Annotated in this window: 15 protein-coding genes; 5 read left to right on the forward strand and 10 right to left on the reverse strand. The window is 37.9% G+C overall.

Annotation, left to right across the window (positions count from 1 at the left end):
* Positions 1-414 precede the first annotated feature (414 nt).
* The 4 genes from HMPREF9144_RS04100 to hflX all read right to left on the reverse strand — a co-directional run bounded on the left by HMPREF9144_RS04100 (position 415) and on the right by hflX (position 8,299).
* Positions 415-2,058: a fumarate hydratase gene (locus tag HMPREF9144_RS04100; RefSeq protein WP_006044615.1), complete on the reverse strand. Its 1,644-nt coding sequence runs from the start codon at positions 2,056-2,058 to the stop codon at positions 415-417.
* Between the two features lie 146 nt (positions 2,059-2,204).
* Entirely contained in the window at positions 2,205-5,123 is a 2,919-nt protein-coding gene (locus HMPREF9144_RS04105) for a M16 family metallopeptidase (RefSeq protein ID WP_006044616.1), read from the reverse strand.
* 21 nt (positions 5,124-5,144) lie between these two features.
* The gene (locus HMPREF9144_RS04110; RefSeq protein ID WP_006044617.1) at positions 5,145-7,004 is read right to left on the reverse strand and encodes a DUF4954 family protein; all 1,860 of its coding nucleotides are present in this window, start codon (positions 7,002-7,004) and stop codon (positions 5,145-5,147) included.
* A 32-nt stretch (positions 7,005-7,036) separates the two neighbouring features.
* Positions 7,037-8,299 (reverse strand): GTPase HflX, encoded by a 1,263-nt coding sequence (gene hflX, locus HMPREF9144_RS04115; protein ID WP_006044618.1) that lies wholly within the window; start codon positions 8,297-8,299, stop codon positions 7,037-7,039.
* Positions 8,300-8,674: 375 nt separating this feature from the next.
* Between hflX and HMPREF9144_RS04120 the strand changes: the two genes are divergently transcribed.
* Genes HMPREF9144_RS04120 through HMPREF9144_RS04130 form a run of 3 tightly spaced genes read left to right on the forward strand, consistent with a single transcriptional unit; the run spans position 8,675 to position 10,895 of the window.
* On the forward strand, positions 8,675-9,004 hold the full coding sequence (locus HMPREF9144_RS04120) for a 2-amino-4-hydroxy-6-hydroxymethyldihydropteridine diphosphokinase (protein WP_006044619.1): 330 nt from the start codon (positions 8,675-8,677) through the stop codon (positions 9,002-9,004).
* Positions 8,964-9,893, forward strand: coding sequence for a tetratricopeptide repeat protein (locus HMPREF9144_RS04125; RefSeq protein ID WP_249031145.1), 930 nt, complete (start codon positions 8,964-8,966; stop codon positions 9,891-9,893). Before HMPREF9144_RS04120 ends, HMPREF9144_RS04125 begins: the two co-directional genes overlap by 41 nt.
* Positions 9,894-9,929: 36 nt before the next feature.
* Positions 9,930-10,895 carry a transporter gene (locus HMPREF9144_RS04130; protein WP_006044621.1) on the forward strand — a complete coding sequence of 322 codons (966 nt, stop codon included), beginning with the start codon at positions 9,930-9,932 and terminating at the stop codon, positions 10,893-10,895.
* Positions 10,896-11,003: 108 nt separating this feature from the next.
* Here the strand turns inward: HMPREF9144_RS04130 and HMPREF9144_RS04135 are convergent, their stop codons facing one another.
* The 5 genes from HMPREF9144_RS04135 to HMPREF9144_RS04155 all read right to left on the reverse strand — a co-directional run bounded on the left by HMPREF9144_RS04135 (position 11,004) and on the right by HMPREF9144_RS04155 (position 15,966).
* Positions 11,004-12,143 (reverse strand): UDP-N-acetyl glucosamine 2-epimerase, encoded by a 1,140-nt coding sequence (locus tag HMPREF9144_RS04135; RefSeq protein ID WP_006044622.1) that lies wholly within the window; start codon positions 12,141-12,143, stop codon positions 11,004-11,006.
* An 8-nt stretch (positions 12,144-12,151) separates the two neighbouring features.
* Positions 12,152-13,105: an SPFH domain-containing protein gene (locus tag HMPREF9144_RS04140; protein ID WP_006044623.1), complete on the reverse strand. Its 954-nt coding sequence runs from the start codon at positions 13,103-13,105 to the stop codon at positions 12,152-12,154.
* A gap of 35 nt (positions 13,106-13,140) precedes the next feature.
* Positions 13,141-13,593, reverse strand: a complete 453-nt coding sequence (locus tag HMPREF9144_RS04145) for an NfeD family protein (protein WP_006044624.1) — start codon at positions 13,591-13,593, stop codon at positions 13,141-13,143.
* Positions 13,594-13,739: 146 nt separating this feature from the next.
* On the reverse strand, positions 13,740-14,939 hold the full coding sequence (locus HMPREF9144_RS04150) for a hypothetical protein (protein ID WP_006044625.1): 1,200 nt from the start codon (positions 14,937-14,939) through the stop codon (positions 13,740-13,742).
* Positions 14,932-15,966, reverse strand: a complete 1,035-nt coding sequence (locus HMPREF9144_RS04155; protein ID WP_006044626.1) for a hypothetical protein — start codon at positions 15,964-15,966, stop codon at positions 14,932-14,934. Before HMPREF9144_RS04155 ends, HMPREF9144_RS04150 begins: the two co-directional genes overlap by 8 nt.
* 225 nt (positions 15,967-16,191) lie before the next feature.
* On the opposite strand from HMPREF9144_RS04155, the gene HMPREF9144_RS04160 reads away from it, so the two are divergent.
* Positions 16,192-17,073 carry a M48 family metallopeptidase gene (locus HMPREF9144_RS04160; RefSeq protein ID WP_006044627.1) on the forward strand — a complete coding sequence of 294 codons (882 nt, stop codon included), beginning with the start codon at positions 16,192-16,194 and terminating at the stop codon, positions 17,071-17,073.
* Positions 17,074-18,002: 929 nt separating this feature from the next.
* Here the strand turns inward: HMPREF9144_RS04160 and HMPREF9144_RS04165 are convergent.
* A complete protein-coding gene (locus HMPREF9144_RS04165; RefSeq protein WP_006044628.1) occupies positions 18,003-18,869 on the reverse strand; it encodes a hypothetical protein in 867 nt (288 codons plus the stop codon).
* 155 nt (positions 18,870-19,024) lie between these two features.
* Between HMPREF9144_RS04165 and HMPREF9144_RS04170 the strand changes: the two genes are divergently transcribed.
* Positions 19,025-21,124: a S8 family serine peptidase gene (locus HMPREF9144_RS04170; protein WP_040595382.1), complete on the forward strand. Its 2,100-nt coding sequence runs from the start codon at positions 19,025-19,027 to the stop codon at positions 21,122-21,124.
* Positions 21,125-21,220 lie beyond the last annotated feature (96 nt).

Genomic DNA, 21,220 nt, shown 5'->3' on the forward strand with positions numbered 1-21,220 from the left:
TGCTTTTAATGTATTGTTAAGGAATCGAACTAACAGTAGATATTTTTTTTGTAACTGAGGAAAGGAAAACCCAGTAGCTTCGCACTGTAGGCACAATCCCGGCAAGCGTGAATATGTTTTCGGTAGCAAGCAGATGTACATCAATAAATTTCCAAGCAAAGTAGCCAAACTTCTGGCAACGTACACCTGATGCTTGGAGATTCAAGCATACTTACAAGTAGCTTATTTGTGATGCTATCATCTGCAAGGATTTTCTATTTAATTGTTCCCGAAGCCAACACAGCATTATAAAGGTTCTAATTATTTTGATACGAATAAAGAAAATTTCGACACGAAGATGAATTTAAGATGACTGAAAGAGGGTATATCGAATTGAGTCATCGATATACCCTCACAGTTAATAATTTAGTTTATTTATTTCTTTGGGCAGCCTGTCCAAGGTTTCAGCTGCTTAAAGAAATCGTTTCCTTTGTCGTCTACAAGAATAAATGCGGGGAAGTCTTCTACCTTAATTTTATAAACGGCTTCCATACCAAGTTCAGGATATTCCACACACTCTATACTTTTGATGCTACTTTGCGATAATACGGCAGCCACACCACCTATTGTACCAAGATAGAAACCACCATGCTTCTTACAAGCATCGGTAACCACTTGCGTACGATTACCTTTAGCAATCATAACAAGCGACCCGCCATTAGCTTGGAATTCATCTACGTATGGGTCCATACGGTTGGCAGTTGTAGGTCCCATAGAACCACAAGGTAGTCCGTTTGGTGTTTTTGCAGGACCAGCATACAACACTGGATAATCTTTGATGTATTGTGGCAATGGTTCTCCTGCATCGAGACGAGCCTTGAGTTTTGCGTGTGCAATATCGCGTGCTACAATAATAGTTCCCTTCAGACTTACACGAGTAGAGACAGGATATTTAGTAAGTTCGGCACGCACAGCATCAATGCCCTTGTCTAAGTCGATTTCTATACCCTTACTTCCTTCACCAGGCTTACGATACTCTTCAGGAATAAGTTCACCAGGATTAGTATCTAACTTCTCCAACCAAATACCATCTTTATTGATTTTGCCCTTTATATTGCGATCGGCAGAGCAAGATACACCCATACCGATAGGAACGCTGGCACCATGACGTGGCAGGCGAATGATACGAATATCGTGTGCAAGATACTTGCCACCAAACTGTGCACCGAGTCCAATTTTATGTGCTTCTTCGAGAAGTTTCTTCTCTAATTCGATATCACGAAATGCACGACCTGTTTCATCGCCAGTTGTAGGGAGTGCATCGTAGTATTTGATACTTCCAAGTTTGACAGTGAGCAAATTCTTTTCAGCTGATGTTCCACCAATAACAAAGCAGATATGATATGGAGGACAGGCAGCTGTACCTAAAGTCTTCATCTTTTCTACTAAGAAAGGAATGAGTGTACCCTCGTTCTGAATAGTAGCCTTAGTCATTGGATAGAAGTAGGTCTTATTTGCAGAGCCTCCACCTTTCGCCACCATTACGAATTTGTATTCTGCACCTTCGGTTGCTTCGATATCAATCTGTGCAGGAAGGTTGCATTTGGTGTTCACTTCTTCGAACATAGTAAGTGGGGCATTTTGAGAATAGCGCAAACTTTCTTGTGTAAACGTATTGAATACACCACGCGAAAGAGCCTCTTCGTCTTCGTATCCTGTCCATATCTGCTGACCTTTTTCGCCATGAATAATAGCAGTTCCTGTATCTTGACAGAAAGGTAAAACTCCTTTTGCAGCTGTTTCGGCATTGCGAAGGAACTGGAGTGCAACATACTTGTCGTTTTCAGAAGCCTCATTATCGTTTAGAATAGCGGCAACCTGCTTATTGTGTGCACGACGTAGATAAAATTCGCAATCGTGAAATGCCTCTTGTGCCAATAATGTTAATGCTTCTGGTGCTACCTTTACAATCTCTTTTCCTTCAAAGTTCGCTACTGTAATTCCTTCTTTAGAAACCAGTCTGTACTCTGTTTCATCTTTTCCCAATTGAAACATTGGGGCATACTTAAATTCAGTCATAATGTTTTTAAAAATAACCTGACATCATGTTATAAGGCATTATTGTCTTACACTTCATGGTGTCAGGTTTCTATTAATATTTTAATCTGTTGTTGCTTCGAACTTACGTTTTAGGCGTAACTAAGCTAGATAATTATTATGCTAACTTAATATCCAAAGATTTCTTCTGTTGTAACACGCTTTATAGGAGCTATCTTCTCTAAAGCTTTCATATCAAGTTCTTTCTCATCTCCAAGGATAAGATACTTGAATGTTTTATGGCCTATATTAGTTTTTTCGAAGTTGATAATATCATCGAATGTTACACTGGGTAAATCGTTATATATCTTTTCGCTCAATGTACAATTTAAGCCCATCTTTTGTGCATTCATATAAGCAGAAAGAATAGAGAACTTGGTTGTACGAGTTGAAGCAAGACTCTTCAATAAGTTCTGCTTAGCCAAATCGAAATTAGCTAGTCGTACAGGCATATTATTGAGAAGTTCGTTAAACTGTGCGATACAGTCCATCATCTTATCATTCTGTGTGATTATGAATGTGTTGAAGTAATCTTTATCGCCCAAACGATTTGGCATGTGATAGCTTGCGCTGGCTGTATATGCTAATGCACGAGCCTCGCGCATTTCTTGGAACACAATAGCATTCATACCACCACCAAAGTACTCGTTGAAGAGTGAAATCTTTGCAGCATCGTTAGGATTCCATTCCTTATTTTCGTTATGGAATTGAACCATATAGATGTTCTTTGCGTTGTAAGGTGCGATAATAACTTCGTTTTGAGGTGTTGTTTGCAGAGTATAACGTTTTTCCTTTGGCAATGGTGCAAACTTCTTAGCTGTTTTGAAAGTCTTAGCCAAAAGATTATCAATATCTTTTATAGATGATGGACCATAGTAGAGTACTGTTTGCTTGTAGTTCTTCAAGTTTTTAAGTACGTTCAATAGTTTTTGTGGGTCCATACTCTTCAGCTGCTGTTCGCTCAAAATATTACGTGTAGAGTTATATGGGCCATACATACCATAATTTTGTAAAGCTCTAAAGTTGCCTTTTTGGTCTGCCTTATTATCTTTTTGCGATTTAATAAGTAAATCTACAGCAGCATTGTAAGCAGCTTTATCTACCTTTGCATTGTCAATTACATAATTTATAAGAGCTAAAGCTTTTGGAAGATTTTCGTTCAAACCTGTCATATAGAAGTAGGTCTCATCTTCTGATTGTTCAATATCGTAGTCGCAAGCTAGCTTATACAGTTCTTGTTTTATTTGTGCATTGGTCATCTTATCAGTACCAAGATAGTCAAGATACATTTTTGCATAAGTCGGTAATATATCGCTTTCTTTTCCAAAAGGAATTTGCAAGTAGAGTGTAAATAAGTCGTCTTGTGTATTCTGTTTGTAAAGTATAGGCCAACCTTTCTTTGTCATACCCTTAGTAAGGTCTTTCTTGAAATCAACAAATACGGGTTTGATAGGTTCTACCTTATTATTTACTATTGTTTGTAAGAAAGTAGAATGTTTATCGTTATTTGTTGGGATTGGCGTTATTTTTGGTTTATCAACCTTATGTATTGTCGTATCTGTTCCCTGCACTTTATAGATTGCGGCATAACCATTTGTGAAGAAACGATTTGCAAAGCTAACTATTTCTGCTTTTGTCATCTTTGAAATACGGTCAAGTTGTCCAACTTCCTGCTTCCAATCAACATTATTAATGAAGGCATTTACAAAAGCCTTTGCTCGGAACTGATTGTTGTCGAGATTTTTATAATAACTGCGTTTGTAGTTGTTTATAACAGAAGGTAGCAAGTCGTCAGAGAATTCTCCTTTTTTTAACTTCTCTATTTCGGCAAGCAATAAATTGCGAACCTCTTGCAAAGTTTGTCCTTTTTTAGGTGTACCCAATGCAATAAACATTGAGTAGTCTGTTAAATCTGAGAAACCTGCACCAGCAGATTGAACCTTCATAGTTTGATTCAAATCTAAATCGAAAAGACCTGCATGTCCGTTACTCAACAAATTACTAATAATATTGAGTGTATCGCATTGTAACGAGTTTCCTCTTTCACCTCTCCAACCCAAATAAACAGTTTCAGCTTCTAAACCTACTACAGTAGTATCTACTGGATGTGTGAACTTAGGTTGGGCACCGTATTGAGGGATGCTTAGAGTTTCACTCTTTTTCCAGTTTCCAAAATACTTTTCAATGGTAGCTACAGTCTCGTCTGGGTTAAGATCACCTGATAAACATATAGCAATATTATTTGGCACATAGTATCGGTGATAATAGTTCATAATATTTGTGATAGAAGGATTCTTCAAATGTTCGCCTCTACCAATTGTAGTCTGTGTACCGTATGGGTGGTTAGGGAAAAGCTTTGCCATTAAAGCTGTAAATAGCTTTCTTCCATCGCTTGTTAACCCCATATTATACTCTTCATATACAGCTTCAAGCTCTGTATGAAAGCCTCGAATAACCATATTTTGGAAACGGTCGCCTTGCACTTTTGCCCAAGAATCTATTTCATTACTTGGTATATTCTCTACATAACAAGTAACATCGTTAGAGGTATAAGCATTTGTACCCTGACTTCCAATAGCAGCCATTAACTTGTCGTACTCATTAGGTATATTGTATTGTGCAGCTATCTGAGATACAGAGTCTATTTTATGATACCATTCTTTACGTTTCACGGGGTCTGTTATATGACGATACTCTTCATAAAGGTTTTCTATTTGTTTCAGGTAAGGGCGTTCTGCTTCGTAATTAGAAGTACCAAACTTATCTGTTCCTTTAAACATAATGTGCTCCAGATAATGTGCCAAACCAGTTGTTTCAGCAGGATCGTTACGACTACCTGTACGCACAGCTATATAAGTCTGGATACGTGGTTTCTCTTTATTTACAGTGATATATATTTTCAGCCCATTGTCTAGGGTGTAGATGCGTGTCTTCATCGGATCGTTAGGCACGCTTTCATAGGTACGTATCTGTGCTTTTATTCCTACAACACCAAGAAGTAGAAGCAAAGACAAACCTATATTTCTAAAAGAAAGGTTCTTTAGCATAATGTTTAACTTATTTTTTTATTAATTGATTATTGTATTATTACTCTCTTGTTCTAGCTTTTCAAGGAAAGCCTCCAATACGTCTTTATCTATATCGCCCATACTATATTCTTTCTCTGCATCTTTGTGGATTTCGCTAATCCACGTTTTCAATGCATCGTTATAGTCTTTTACAATTTGTGCTTCGATATCTTCAGTAATTTCTTTACTACCATAACAACTTTTAATAAGGAATCGTGTCCAGTCCCAAGCATATCTGTAATAGTTTGCATTTATTTCTTTGAAACGATCGTTCACGTCTTCGATTGTTTCTAAAAGACCACTCTTAATATCCTCAAGTATGCGTTGCTCTTCAAAATCTGGTAGAATTAATCCTCCTAGATCGTTCCATACATTAATGGAGTCTTGTTCTAAAGGCTTATCGAATATATCCAAAAGCTTGGCTTTCTTTAGCATTTCTCCTATATAAATATGGAGAGCAATGTCGTATAGCCGAATACCCTTATCCAGGTTAGATGCTTTTATGGTATAACCTTTATATATATAGCTATCAGAATTCACCCCACACGTTTTCTTCAGCATTTTTAGATTATGTTTTCCTCTAAATAGTTCAAACGCTGTGAAAGGCGATAGCCACTCAAAATTAATGATACTTTTCTGTGTTCCCTGTGGACGTAAGTCGCGTTTATGCCATTTCCGTATATCGCGATAGAGTCCTACAGTTGCAATATTTCTTCCAGGAACAATGCAAGGTTTATCGTTATAAGCAATGATATATGAGAAAGGAAATGCTGTTGTATCTGGGTGATTGGTTATTTTACCGAAACAAACAGAAAACGAACCTATTGTTGCTGGCATAACTATATGGCTACCACTGGCGGTCTTACATCCTCTTTCTAATATTCCATAGTGCAACGGTCCCATCTTGTAAGCGTGATTTGAGAAGTTTGTGGCTGAGCCTGCATTGTAGAAAGAATACATTCCTCCTATAAGAAGTGTACTCTTATGATGCGAAACAGAGAAAGGACCGCAAAAAGCAGCACATGCTTCACCATTAGCCATATACGAATTGGCAAAGAATACACTCTGTGAAGCCGTAAAGCCGTTTGCAATATGACAAGTTTCGCCTATAAAACAATCTTGTATTTTAGCACTATTAATAATACTTGAGCCTTCGCTTATGATAGAGTTTTCGCAGATAACACCTGTACCTATATAAACATTAGCATGTTCTGAGCTAAGAATGGTACAGTCGGAAAGTCTGCTCGCTCCAGATATCTCACAGTCGTTGTGAATGATTGTATTTGTTATCTCCTTAGAGTTTACTATCTTTACATTGTTCCCCATAGTGCTAACTGCTGGTGTTAGACGTGCTATTTCTTCTGAAACTAATCTACGAATAGCATTCTTAAGAACCTTATCTTTAAAGTGTTTTACCATAAGGGCAGCAAACTGACTACTTAATTCAGGAAACATAATGATGTTTCCATCGCCTGCCTCATTCAATACCGATATAACATTGCCTTGCCCATAAGTTGCACCTTCGGTTGTTTCCATTACCGAAACGTTAGCAATCAAGCAATCATTGCCTATAATGTAGTTGTTTATATAGTTTCCTATCTTTTCTATCAAACAGTTGTTGCCTATGGTTACGTTTCGTAAAGTAGCATCGTTAATGCCAGAATGCTTAAAGAAACCTTTCGAAACTTCAACATTCTTTTCAAAGGCTCCTAAACGAATATCTCCATAGAAGATAACACGATGCAAGTATTTAGGTTGGAAACCATCGTCTACCACTTCTATTTTGCTCCAGTCTTCAGCCCAACAATTGTTGTTCTCAAGAATAGAAATCTCGCTGTCGGTTAGTGCTCTGTATACCATATTTATTCTGAAACAATAAATGAAACATTATTTTATTGCATTCCTTCTTCAACATCTGTGTTGTACAAGAAATCGTTGTAAGGATACTTCTGCACGTGAAGTTCTCTTACTTTTTTATATAAAACATCTCTAAACTCATCGATGTTCTCTTTTTGTTTTGCCGATATAAACAAACAATCATCGTTTAGTTTTGCCATCCACGTGCGTTTCAATTCTGTAAGCGATATATTTTTCTTATTCATTGGTGTTAGGTCGTCTTCCTCCTTCTCTTCCCAAGAATAATTATCTATCTTGTTGAAGATTATCATTGATGGCTTTTCGGCGCAATCTAAATCTTTTAATGTTTCTGTTACTACTTGTATTTGTTCTTCAAAATCGGGGTGAGAAATATCTACAACGTGCAATAATAAGTCGGCTTCGCGCACCTCGTCGAGTGTTGATTTGAACGAATCAACCAAATCGGTTGGCAATTTGCGTATAAATCCTACAGTGTCTGCTAAGAGAAAAGGTAAATTCTGAAGCACAACTTTACGCACTGTTGTGTCTAATGTGGCAAACAACTTGTTTTCGGCAAACACTTCGCTTTTGGCTAGCATATTCATAATGGTTGATTTTCCCACATTGGTATAGCCTACCAAAGCTACACGAATAAGACGTCCACGGTTCTTTCGTTGTGTTATTTTCTGTTTGTCAATCTCTACTAAACGTTGTTTCAGTAGGGTCATACGTTGCAAAATTATACGACGGTCCATTTCCAATTGGGTTTCGCCAGGACCACGCAAACCTACCGATCCTTTACCACCACCTGAGCCAGAACCACCACCTTGTCGTTCGAGGTGTGTCCAAAGACGTTGCAAGCGTGGTAACATATAACGGTATTGTGCCAATTCTACCTGTGTTTTGGCATTGGCTGTTTGTGCACGCATAGCAAATATATCTAGAATGAGAGACGTTCTGTCTAGTATCTTTACTTGCAATTCGTTTTCAATGTTTCTTAATTGCTTAGCCGATAACTCATCGTCGAAGATTACCATACCAATAGGTTCGTCTTCATCTTCTTTCTGTTTAATGTATTCTTTTATCTCTGCAAGCTTTCCTTTACCCACATACGATGTCATATTTGGTCCACCAACACGCTGTGTAAAGCGTTTCACGGTAACGGCTCCTGCTGTATCGGCAAGAAATTCCAATTCATCTAAGTATTCTTTGGTTTTGGAATCATCTTGTTCTTTGGTTATTAAACCAACAAGCACAGCTGTTTCAGCCTTGACTTCTGATATAACAAATTCTTTCATTCAACAAATACTAGTATATATATAATGTGGCTACAAAGTTAATAAAAACTTAAGAGTATGTGAGAGACGTATGAACGTTTTTTATTCGTAATTGTTATTTTTTATAAATAATGTGCTGTTTACCGCACCTTATATAACAGAATAACGTACTTTTGCAAGCCAAAAGATGCAAGCAGAAGTATGGCAGCTTAGTATAAAGAAACTGTTTCATACTATGGTTTCATAAGTTTCATACGGTGAAAACTGTGAGTTTCTGCGGAGAAACTGCGAGTTTCGTAATATTGATACTGCGAGTTTCTGCGGAAAAACTGAGAGTTTCACACTATTGATACTGCGAGTTTTTTATAATTGTACTAACTTTTATTAATAAAGAAGATGGAGATAACAATAGCACTTGGTTCTAATACCAAACAAGAGCGGCATATAGAAGAGGCTTTTGAAAGACTGAAGGCTGTGTTTCCTGATATTACTTTCACGCAACCACAATGGACAGAACCTGTTGGTATTGTGTCGGATAAATACTTAAATTGTATTGCGCATTTCACCACTTCGTTATCGTTAGAACAACTTGTGCAGCAGCTAAAGAATATTGAAACTGCAATGGGCGACACACACGAAAACCATAAACAAGGCATTGTACTGATAGACTTAGATGTTATAAAATATGGAGATAAGGAGGTTAAGAAAATTGCTTGGCTACAATAACAAACACAGAGATGATGTTTTAGCAGTGTTCTGGCAGCGTTTATGTTGTATTCTAGCATTTTTGTGCTTGTCCATTTTGTCGGTATTGGCACAAACTACCGATCCTGACCCTGTATTATTGGATAAAGCTGTGGCGTATTTCAACTCGGAGAAGTATCACGAGGCATTGCTTATTTTTCAACAATTAGATAAACGATACAAACTGAACGACCGCTTTCGTGCTTATATTGGTTTGTGCTATTACAACGACTGGGAATATAAAAGTGCAACGAAGTATCTCGACGAAGTAACACCTCGCCTTACTATGCTTGCTCCTCACGAACGCTCTGTGTATTATTTTGCCAATGCAGAGAGTCATTTTCAGTTGCAGGAATACAAACTTGCCATTCCTTTTTACGAACAAGCACTTGCTGTTTGCTACGATAACGAGAAAGGAGAAATATACTATCGGCTCGGATTGTGCTATATGTTTGGGTCAGAATGGGAGAAAGCACGCGATGCCTACGCACGTTGCGAAGAATTTTTCAGAAAATATAGAAGCATACCCGATGTGGAAGCGCGACTAACACAAGCCATAAATATGCGCAAAGGCTGTCAAGCTAAGATTAACGAAAAGTTAGCTATCGACAGCATAGCTCGTGCTAAGGCGATAGAAGACAGCTTGCGTGCCATTGCGGCAAGTGTTCCGTTGGATTCTATATACACCGAAAAATCTATAGATTCCATACATTCAAAACCTATAATAACGACATCTAAAATAGACGCAAAGAAACAAACGCCCCAACTGCCAATAAACGATAAGCCTGCAAAACAAAAGAAGAAACAAGAAGATGTTGCACCTATCAATCTTGAAGACTTGTATAAAAGCAAGGTGAAAGTGGAGGAGTAGTTTCTAAGAATACACTTAAAACCAGACAAAACAGAAGTGGAACTAATAAGTATTATAAAGAAGTGGACGTTGCCAGTAGCTATAGCTATGGGTGCTGTGGTTTATTTGTTGTTTGCTTTTATACCCATACTATCTCCTGCTGCAGAAGTATTCGAACCTATATTTGGTTTTCTGTTGCCTATTTGTATGTTTTTAATGCTTTATGTAACGTTCTGTAAAGTAGACTTTCGGAAACTTATTCCTGTTCAATGGCATCTGTGGATAGGCGTGTTTCAGGTGTTGTTTGTGTTTATTGCAGTAGGTTTCATACTCTTCTTTAAATTGCGGGGAAATGGTTTGATACTTATGGAATCGATATTGGCGTGCATTATTTGTCCTTGTGCATCGGCAGCTGCTATTGTTACACAGAAGTTAGGTGGCAACATAGAAGATATGACAACCTACACTTTCTTGTCAAACTTTATTTGTGCAGCTCTTATTCCTATTTGTTTTCCACTGATAGAGCCTAATGTGAATGTAGGCTTTGCCGACTCTTTTCTTGTTATTCTTAATCGTGTTTGCCTTATTTTGGTTGCTCCGATGTTGGTAGCTTACTTCACAAAACATTGGCGTATGTTGCAACCGCTTTATAAATGGATTGTACGTATGAACAATCTTGGTTTTTATTTTTGGGCTTTTACACTTACTATAGTAACGGGAACCACAGTGAAGAACATTATTCATGCCGATACAACTATCTTGTTTCTCGTCTTCATTGCTCTTGTGGGCTTACTGCTTTGCTTGGCACAGTTTGCCATCGGTAGGTTTATAGGTCGTTTTTTTGGAAAAACTATCGAAGCGGGGCAAGCTTTGGGGCAGAAAAACACTACATTCGCTATTTGGATTGCCTTTACCTATCTTAATCCGTTATCGTCTGTTGGTCCGGGTTGCTACATTCTTTGGCAGAACATTATCAACAGCATAGAACTATGGTATTACGATAAACACACGCACACATCTTAAAGAACAATATACTTGCTGTATATGCACGCACAAGATAGTCTGTAAATGTACTGCATAATATGTAAAAAGCGAATATGTCGATTGTGGCATATTCGCTTTCCATTTTGTTTATTTCACAAAATCAATAAGGGTTTGAATAATGCGTTCGGCTGAACGCCCGTCCCATCTGTCGGGAATTGTTGCAGTCTTCCATTTGCCACTAACCATATCAGAAACAGCAGTACGAAGTTTCTGTGCATCTTCGCCCACAAGTACATTCGTGCCTTGTTTCACGGTTTCAATGTGTTCGGTATAGCTGTTCAGTGTAGCACACGGAACATTGGTAAAGGTAGCTTCTTCGGCAACATTGCCCGAATCGGTTATAACTCCTGCCGCGTTCAATAGCAGATAGCTAAACTCTAAGTATCCTAAAGGTTGTACTATATGCAGGTTTCTGTGTTTTGATGCATCAAGTAACTGTACAACTTGTGCTGCATCAGTACGCAACGGAGCAATAATAGGCATATTGCCAGCAGCCTCAGACATAGTTTCTAACATTCGTTCTAAATTGGCTTTATTGCTCATTAGAGCCTTACGGTTGAGAGTGAAAACCAGATACTGCTTTGGCTTCAACTGTAATTCACTCACTGAAGCTATATTCTCCAACGATAAATCGCCCATTCTGCTACGATTAAAGCGTATATTATCAATTAGGATATTACCAACCATATATACTCGAGAAAGCTCTGCCCCTTCTTTGTTAGCAATGCTGTTGTTGCTTAAACCTGCGGTGAAAAGCACGTCCGACAGTCCGTCGATAACCAAACGATTAATCTCTTTTGGCATATTAATATCAAACGAGCGGGTTCCTGCTGCTATATGCGCTAAAGCAATGCCTTGTTTCTTTGCTACAATAGCTGCAGCCATAGTAGATGCAAGGTCGTCTACAACCACAACAACGTGTGTAGTGTTCTGTTGCAAATACTGCTCAAACTTCGACATTACCTGTCCTGTTAGTTCGTTCAAGTTCTCACATTCTACACCGAGATATACATCAGGGCGTGGAATTTGCAGGTCATCGAATAAGCTACCCTCTAACGTTGGATCATTCTTACTTCCTGCATAAACCAACGAATAGGCAATGCTTTTACTGTCCCAACCTTCGTTTTGCTTTTTCTTAATAATCCTGATAATAGGTGCAACCTTCATAAAGTTTGGTCGTGCACCACAAAAAATACAAACTTTAAGTTCGCTACTTGTTTGTGTCATTTATACTTTTATTTTCCTTTAAACATCTCTTTTATACTGCCAATCGAGCCCATAACGCCCGTTGCTTCAAATGGAAGGTAAACCGTCTTTTGGTTTTCGTTCTTCGCAAGTTCTTCCATCATCTGTATATACTTCTGTGCAATGAGGTAATTTGCTGGATTTGTGCTTTGTCCGACAGCGTCCGTAATTTTCTGAATTGCCACAGCTTCGGCTTCAGCAATATGTATTCGTGCTTCTGCCTGTCCCTCTGCAATGAGTATAGCCTGCTGTCTGTCAGCCTCAGCACGGTTAATCCGCGATGTCTTTTCACCTTCCGACTGGAGTATGGCAGCTTGTTTTTCACCCTCACTGGTGAGAATTGTCGCACGTTTATTACGTTCTGCCTGCATCTGTTTCTCCATTGCTTGCAGCACACTCTCCGGTGGTGTGATGTCTTGAAGCTCTACACGGTTCACCTTGATACCCCATTTGTTGGTTGCATCGTCGAGAACTGAACGCAGCTTGGTGTTTATGGTGTCGCGCGAAGTAAGCGTTTGGTCGAGTTCCATCTCACCAATGATGTTACGAAGCGTAGTTTGTGTCAGCTTTTCGATAGCATTTGGTAGGTTGTTTATTTCGTACACAGCCTTGAAAGGGTCCATAATCTGGAAATAAAGTAGTGCATTGATTTGCATCTGAATATTGTCTTTCGTGATAACATTCTGACGGTCGAAATCGTAAACCTGTTCGCGTAGGTCTATAACGTTTGTGTAGACATAGCGTCCGTGGCGCACTGCCACCATTTCTTTCGCTCTATCGATAAAAGGAATGATGATATTGATACCCGGTTGCAAAGTTGCGAAGTATCGTCCTAAGCGTTCAATGATGCGTGTTTCACTCTGTGAGATTATAACGATTGCTTTTTTAGCAAAGACAACTGCCAATACAACGATGGCAATTAATACATAAGATCCAATGTCCATGATAGTTCTGTGATTTAGTTATTAATAAAAGGATATTACTCTACCGTTTTCACGGCTATGATTATCGAATCTAAGCTTACAACACTTACCCTTGTGCCTTCAGCAATAGCTACACCACCTACAGCAATAGCTTTCCACGAGTCGCCATCAATCTCTACTCTTCCGTATCCGTCTGGAGTGATGGGTTCTGTTACCTTGCCCGTCCTGCCTATAATGGCATCAGCATTGCTGAGTCTGATATCTTTGTTCTTATTCAAATATTTCAGTGCGAATGGTCGAACAAAGAAAATGCTTAATGCACTAACTACAGCAAAAGCAATAACTTGCAGTGCATAACTGTCGCTGAAAGTCGAAACAATAGCAGCCACAACGCCCCCTATGGCAAAACATATAATGAAGAAATCGCCATTGGTCAATTCCAACACAAGGCACAACAGACCTACTAAAAGCCATGCCAACCAAAGATTTTCAAAGAAGTATTGTATCATAGCGTTACGTTTTTTAATTAGAATGTAAAGTTAATACTTTGTAACCAAACTAACAACTTTTATATAAAGAAATGACTAGAAAACAGAAAAGAAGAGCTATTTTGCTCTTCTTTCTATATCATTTATGAGTATTTCGCATATATAGTTTACTTTCTAGTTTTTACATCTTGTACTTTTCTAATTTTTCTACGATAAGTCCAAAGAATATTATCATCGGTTAGAGTTATTGTTTTCTCTATTAAGGTTGGCCAATTGTCTTTTCCTATATATGTTTCGGTGTGTATATGTGCTATTCGCTCAGATTCATCTACCGTTGTATCTGGTTGCTCCGAGTATGTATCAGTAGAATCATATTCGGTTGAATCCCATTCAGTCGTATCAACTTCAGCTGTATCAATACACGTTGAATCGCTATCGTAATCGTCTACAGCTACAGTATCTTCATCAAGGCTATCAACCACAACACTATCAGCCCAATTGTCATCTAAATCACTGTCGTATACAGGCGTAGTGTATTTGTCTAAGTCGGTAATATATGTCCATTCGCCTTGTTTATTCCTACTTGTCTGTGATGCAAAATAGGTCATATTCCTATTTGTTCCATCAAGTGGTCGTCCTTTAGTTATGTTTCCTTCTGTCAGTGGATTGGAAAAAGTCTGAATTAAATCAAGCAAACTTGGTATATATGCGGCATAAAGATTGGTTAAGAACTGTACATTGGGCTTTCCCGTACGGGTCAAAGCCTGTGTTGCATATCTATTGTAACTGTATATGGGGCCTGCTAATTCTGAAGGAATATCGCCATAAATCAGATTTATTAGGGCTCTTGATAAATCTGCCGATATCTCTTCCGAATTGCTTACAATATACGATTTCATATCGGAAGTAAAGGTAAGAATAAGCGGACGCTTCTTCATAATATTAGCGAAAATATAATAAAACAGACTATCGTGAACTGTTTCTACGTTCTTTTTTGTATAATTGACATTCTCTAACAGGGATAGTTGAATAGTTGTTGTGAATGGAGAAACATTTAAAACCGTTAAACGGACTTTACACGAGAGATAGGGTTCACGCCTTGACATTCCATTAAAAAGATTATCATATTCTTCTGTAATAGAACTGAAGTCGAGCATTGTATTTATGGAATCGGGAGTGCCACTCTGTGTTTGTTCTAATGTAAACTCGTAAACTGCAGACTGCCCTTTCTTAAACTTAGGACTGTAGCTATTGTTTTTTTGCGCCCATAGACCGTTGGCTATAAGCAATGTTATGATGGTTAAGAATATTCGCATCTTATTTTGTTGTTGTTTTATTGCTTTCATCTTGTCTGTTTCTTTAGTCATCGCGTCGCCTTACTACCTTATAAATTGTGCCAACACCGTTCGGATAGTTAATAATAACTGTATTTTCGTATTTCTCCAGCCAGGTGTTCTTATCCATTTTTACATCTATTATATTCTGAGCCTTGCACAATACTCCTCTATCTTCTATCGAGGGAAGTGAATCTTCATAGTCTGTTATAACTGAATCTGCGACAACTGTATCTATTTCAACAGTGTCCACATCGGTTGTATCTATGTCGACGTATGGTTCGTATACGCTTGAATATGTTTCCAAATTCATTTTAAGATTTATAGCCCTGCCTTTACCTTTCGTTACATCACTCACAAACTTAAACGAATCTTTTTTCTCTTCTAACTTTCCTTCTTCTCTGTATCCATTCTCACAGCGTAATTGATAAGCATCTGTAAACGCATTGATACCAGGAACAAACAAAGAAATGAATCCTTCTATGGCATTTGCTTTTCGCATATCTTCTATAATCTCTTCATCGCTTTGTTTATCTTCGCCTTCAAAAACGGAAAGTTTCCGCCTGCGCCCTTCGTTAATTACTTGTCTATATAATTCATCTGCGTTGATAACTTTCCATTCGCCCAATCTTTTTGACATCATCAAATATAGTTTGAGAGTCTTCATAAAGTTAATTACGTCTAAAACCTCTTGGTCTCCTTCTTTTTTCTCAATAACCTTAGGTAAGTTTATATCCAGAAGTTTTACCTCCATAATATAGGAATATGGTGTTGAATCAAGTACTTTCAGCGAGAATTTATTCGAAATACTGTCGCCTGTAGGAATCATTCCTGAAATATCCATTAGAGAAAAAACTCCCCCCAAGGATACAAATGGTGAGTTTAGTTCTAATCCATCAACAGTAACATTATCACAATTTCGCCTGTGTGTTTTTGTACATATATACTCGTAAGTTGCGGTTTGCCCTTTCTTAAAGTCAGGCAAATAAGTTTGTTTAATTTGTGCTGATGCCCAGAGGGTTGTGAGCAACAATAGTAACGTTGTGGCGGTTCTACGCATATTTTGATAATTTAATGAGTTATACTTATTGTTATAACCTCTATTTCTTAATGACGCAAAGTTATTTATTCTTATTTAAATAAGCAAATAACACTATATTATTTTTATTAAAAAGAAATAAAAACAATACTTATCGTGAAAAAAGTTTGTACTTTCGCAGCCAAAATAAATAGAAAGAGCTGATAACAGCTAAGATTTCCATAAGTATTTTAAAGAAAATAAGAAATGAAACAGATTAAGTATTTATTGGTAACAATTGTAATTGCCACACTTACCGCATGCGGAACCACATCTACAGTGCCACTTACAGGTCGTAGGCATACCATTAGTGTGTCTGATGCAGACATCCTTAGCTTAAGCAAAACACAGTATGCAAAATTTATGGCGAGCGCAAAGAAGTCTACAAATGTTAAGAACACACAAATGGTAACACGTGTTGGGCGTCGATTAGCTGATGCTGTAGAAAACTATTTGCGCAATAATGGTTATGCTGACGAAGTAAAGAACTTTCAGTGGGAATTCAATCTTGTGCAAGATAAGCAAGCCAACGCATTCTGTATGCCTGGTGGAAAAATTGTTGTTTACGAAGGATTACTACCTTATACACAAAACGAAGCAAGCTTAGCTATTGTGTTGGGACACGAAATAGCACACGCAGTGGCAAAGCATAGCGCCGAGCAAATAACAAAACAACAGAATCAAAGTATTGGAACTACTATATTGGGAACAGTTTTAAACTCTACAGTTGGCAGTGGTACAGGCGATATTGTTAATTCAATAGCTTCAACAGGACTTTCGCTTCTTAATTTGAAGTATAGCAGAAAGAATGAGCAAGAGGCAGATTATATGGGTCTTATTTTTGCAGCAATGGCAGGTTACGATCCGCAAAACGCTATTCCTTTTTGGCAACGTATGGCTGCCTCATCGCAAGGAGCGCCTATGGAATTTATGAGTAGCCACCCTTCTGACGCAACTCGCATTAGGAATATACAGAAATGGATGCCAGAAGCAATGAAATATTATCAGAGTGGTCAAAGTAAAGAGAGTACTACAATACAAAGTATTCATATAGGTAGTGGTAAACAGAAAAGAACACGAAATAGATAATTATCTCAAATAGCTCATTAGACTACAATATATCTAGTTCTTATTACTCTGGTATAGTTCTCTAACATATTTTATATTCTTATCGGCATATTGTCTATCCGTGTAACTTTAAGTAGTCCGCTACGCCTGTGTTGCAAATACAAACAATCTGCTTGATAATAAAACAAACAATGTTTAGACTCTAATGCCCCGTTTAGGATAAATGTGTTAATTTCTATCGGTAATATTCTATTTACGTAAAATTCTTCAATAGATTATAAATTCTATGATATTACACGCCAAAAGCTACTGTCTTGCGATGCAAGATAGTAGCTTTTCATGTAGTAGCACCAGTAACTTCATTTCTGAATAGGATTATCATTGCAAAGTTAAAGTTCAGTAGGAAATGGATAGATAGACTATAAACAGAACCTACTTTTTACTCACAAGTCAAATATAATATATCAGATGTCAGTAGCTCTTTTCTTAGATATCTGTCACGCTCGTTACAGATATCTGTCACGCTCGTCTTAGATATCTATCAGTTTCAAATTAGATATCACAAAAACCGATGGCTTTTATGGCTCTATATAATACCACTTAAAAGATATTTACTCAGATGAGAATTACAGATTCCATTACTCTGCATAGTTTTGTTAATGGTTTTATTATAAGTGTTTGAGTAACAATGTACTATTCCTTTTTCTGTTATGTTGTGGTGGGGTCTATTACAACTACCATCTTTTTTACTAAGCCCAAATAAAAAGCACTTATAAATTTCATTGATTAGATAAAGTAAACGAAAGCCGTTTCAGAAAATTCATCTGTCAGACATTTATTGTTCGAATAGTATAAGAATATAAACGAAGACTCATTAACAGGATCAACAGTTCTTTTCGAGACAGTTAATGAGTCAAAACTCTTTGTCTTCTTAGTCTACTTGCGTTGGCTTATTTTACTCTCCGTTTATTTCCTTTAATCCAAAGATAAACTCCAAGTGAAATGAACGCAAGCAATATAAGTATCATTTGCCACGCATACTTTTCTGGCTCTACCCAAAATTCTTTGAAAAAGTTTATGCGCCCAAGTATCTCTACAGGTGTCCAGAACACAATAACAGTAGCAATAGACATGCGAATGTTAGCTCCCCACGATGCAATGTAAAGTTGTCGTTTAAACATAAATAACGAACCTATAAAGCAGCCGAGCCCCACAAGAAAAGTTATAGGGTGGTGATCGCCTAAGAAACTCTTATCGTAACAAAACATTAGCAGCAGATACATTCCCCAAAGCATCATCATAGTTTCCATAAAAGTAACGATACTAGTGTGGCGTGTCATAGGTTGTGCACAGATGGTGCGTTGTTTTTTACCAAAACATTTGCGCTGAATCCATGTAATAAAGTCGCATCCGTTGCGTGTTGAGAATATATACATCACCATAATAGACGCCCACATACCGAACGAAGCAGGCATAATTAGGTATTCAGGTTTGGTAACAACAACGCCATTCTCTATTTCTGGTGGCACTCCATAACGCCGTGCATAGAACATAAACAGAAATTCTACCCACCCTGTCCAGAACAATAAGCCGCCAATGAATCCCCAAAGAGTTTGTCGTGTATCGCCTTTTGTAAATACACCCACTATCACCATAATTAAGCCGACAAACCCTAACAAGAACCCCGCAGTATGAACAGCACTTTCAGACATAGTTTTCTCCATAGCAATCATAAGTCCATGACCTAATGGCATAGAGAAAAGTACCAACAGAAAAGATGCAATAGCACGTCCAGTATATAATTTCTTAATTTCCATTCCTTATTGTTTCAATGTGTTCTTATATAATATAATGTGTAATTAGTTATGATAGGAAACGTAAATATAGTATGAAATATTGTGAATGTTTGCCTAATTCAGTTTTTTTTCTTTTCTTTGCACAGTGATAAAACAATTTGTAGACAATAAATTAAATGAATCGAATAAGCTGCTTATATATATTTTCTTTATTTGTTATGTGTGTATTTGCACAACAGCCCAACTATAACAAGATGTCGCCATTAGTGCGTGAAGCTGCTACCGATGTTATTCAGCAACGCAGGCAAGCACCTTCTATCTATCCTGAACAATATCAATCCACTATCACAGCTTTTGCAAAATTCAGTGGCAACGCCGATGGACTAATAAAGAAGTATAGCTGTCGGCAGCTTGCAAAAGTAGACAATATATACATTCTTTCTATTCCGTTGAACCAATTAGCAGGTCTTTCCAACGAAAAAAACGTATTACGAATAGAGGCTGGCAATGGAAATAGGATACAAATGGATACAACGGCAATATTGGTAAATGCTTTACCTGTTTATAGTGGACAAGATTTGCCACAGACATATACGGGCAAAGGTGTTGTAGTTGGGATACAAGATATTGGTTTCGACCTTACTCACCCTACCTTTTATAGCACAAATATGAAAGATTATCGTATTAAAGCTCTTTGGGATCAGCTGTCAAAAGATACCATAGGTAGTACTTTGCCCGTAGGGTGCGACTATCGTGATGCATCAAATTTGTTACAGATAGGACACTCTTTAGACGGCTTTACTCAAACACACGGTACACACACCGCAGGAATAGCAGCAGGAAGTGGTTCGGAAGGAAATAATATTGTTAGTCCATACAGAGGAATAGCTTACGATGCTGATATTGTTTTGGTGGCAAATGCTACGGGTAACAATATAGACCTAATTGATAAGAAGGACTATTACAAGTACACTTATGCTACCGATGCATTAGGCTTTAAATATATTTTTGACTATGCCGACACTCAAGGTAAACCCTGTGTAATTAACTTTAGTGAGGGAGGGCATCAAGATTTTCACGGTTACGACCAACTATACTATGAGATGCTCGACAAGATGACGGGACCTGGACACATTATTGTAGCTTCGGCAGGGAACGATGCCGATTGGATAAACTACGTTCACAAGCCAAAAGGTATACCAAATATAGAGTCGTTACTGTGGGGAAATCGTGAAAGTGCTTACTTTACAACAAAGACCGACAAACCATTTGTGTTCCGAATGAAAGTAGCTGCCAACACTTCTACTGCACAAATTGTTGAAATACCAATGGAACAAGTATTGGCTTGCAAAGACTCTTTGCTGATAGACTCCATTAAGATAGGCAATCAGATGTACAAATGGCGTATCTTAGCCTATCCATCAAGCTATAATTCAACAGATGTTATCTACGATATTCGTCTTGAGAGTAATCCAAACTTAGGATACGATATTTCAGTTTCAATAGAACTTGCAAGCAGCGAAGCTACAATAGACTTATACCGTATAAGAGGATTCTTACCTCCGCGCGATCAAAATCCTATGCTAAAGATGGGCGATAATAGTTATAGTATTAACTCTCCATCGAGTGCACCAAGTGTTATTTCGGTAGGAGCAACGGCATATAGGCGAGGCTTTCTTAATTATTTAGGCGAGTGGAAAGAATACGACAAAGGTACTGATGGGCGACGGACATCATTCTCTGGTGTAGGACCAACCATAGATGGGAGAATTAAACCCGATGTTATGGCGCCAGGACAGAATATTATTTCGGCTTATAGTAGTTATTTTATTATGAACCCAAAGAATGCAGGAGCACCTCTCGCATCAGATGTAAGACACTTTCAATATAATGGAAGAACTTACGCTTGGAATGCTAATGGGGGCACATCAATGTCGTCTCCGGTTGTGGCAGGAGCCATAGCTTTGTGGCTTCAGGCATACCCTCGTCTTACACCGCAAGATTGTTTGGAAGTTTTTCGTAAGACTTGTACCCAATACGACACATCGTTAAGCTATCCAAACAATTGGTACGGATATGGTGAGATAAATATATATGCAGGTTTGAAAGAGGTTTTGCGAATGGCTAAAGCTGGTATTGTGCAACACGAAAACTCTCAAACGTGTACCGACAATAAGCGTATTTATTATATTGACGGACGTTATGCAGGTACTTCCGAAAGCAATTTGCCACGTGGCATATACGTTCGCAATCATCAGAAATTTGTAAAGCATTAAGTAACATAGCATATTTTGTATCCTTTTACTAGTGCGATTTGTTTGGATAAGATAAAAGACATCTATCTCAAACACAGATATACTTCTTTTTAAGGA

Source organism: Prevotella pallens ATCC 700821 (genome assembly GCF_000220255.1).
Lineage (GTDB): Bacteria > Bacteroidota > Bacteroidia > Bacteroidales > Bacteroidaceae > Prevotella > Prevotella pallens.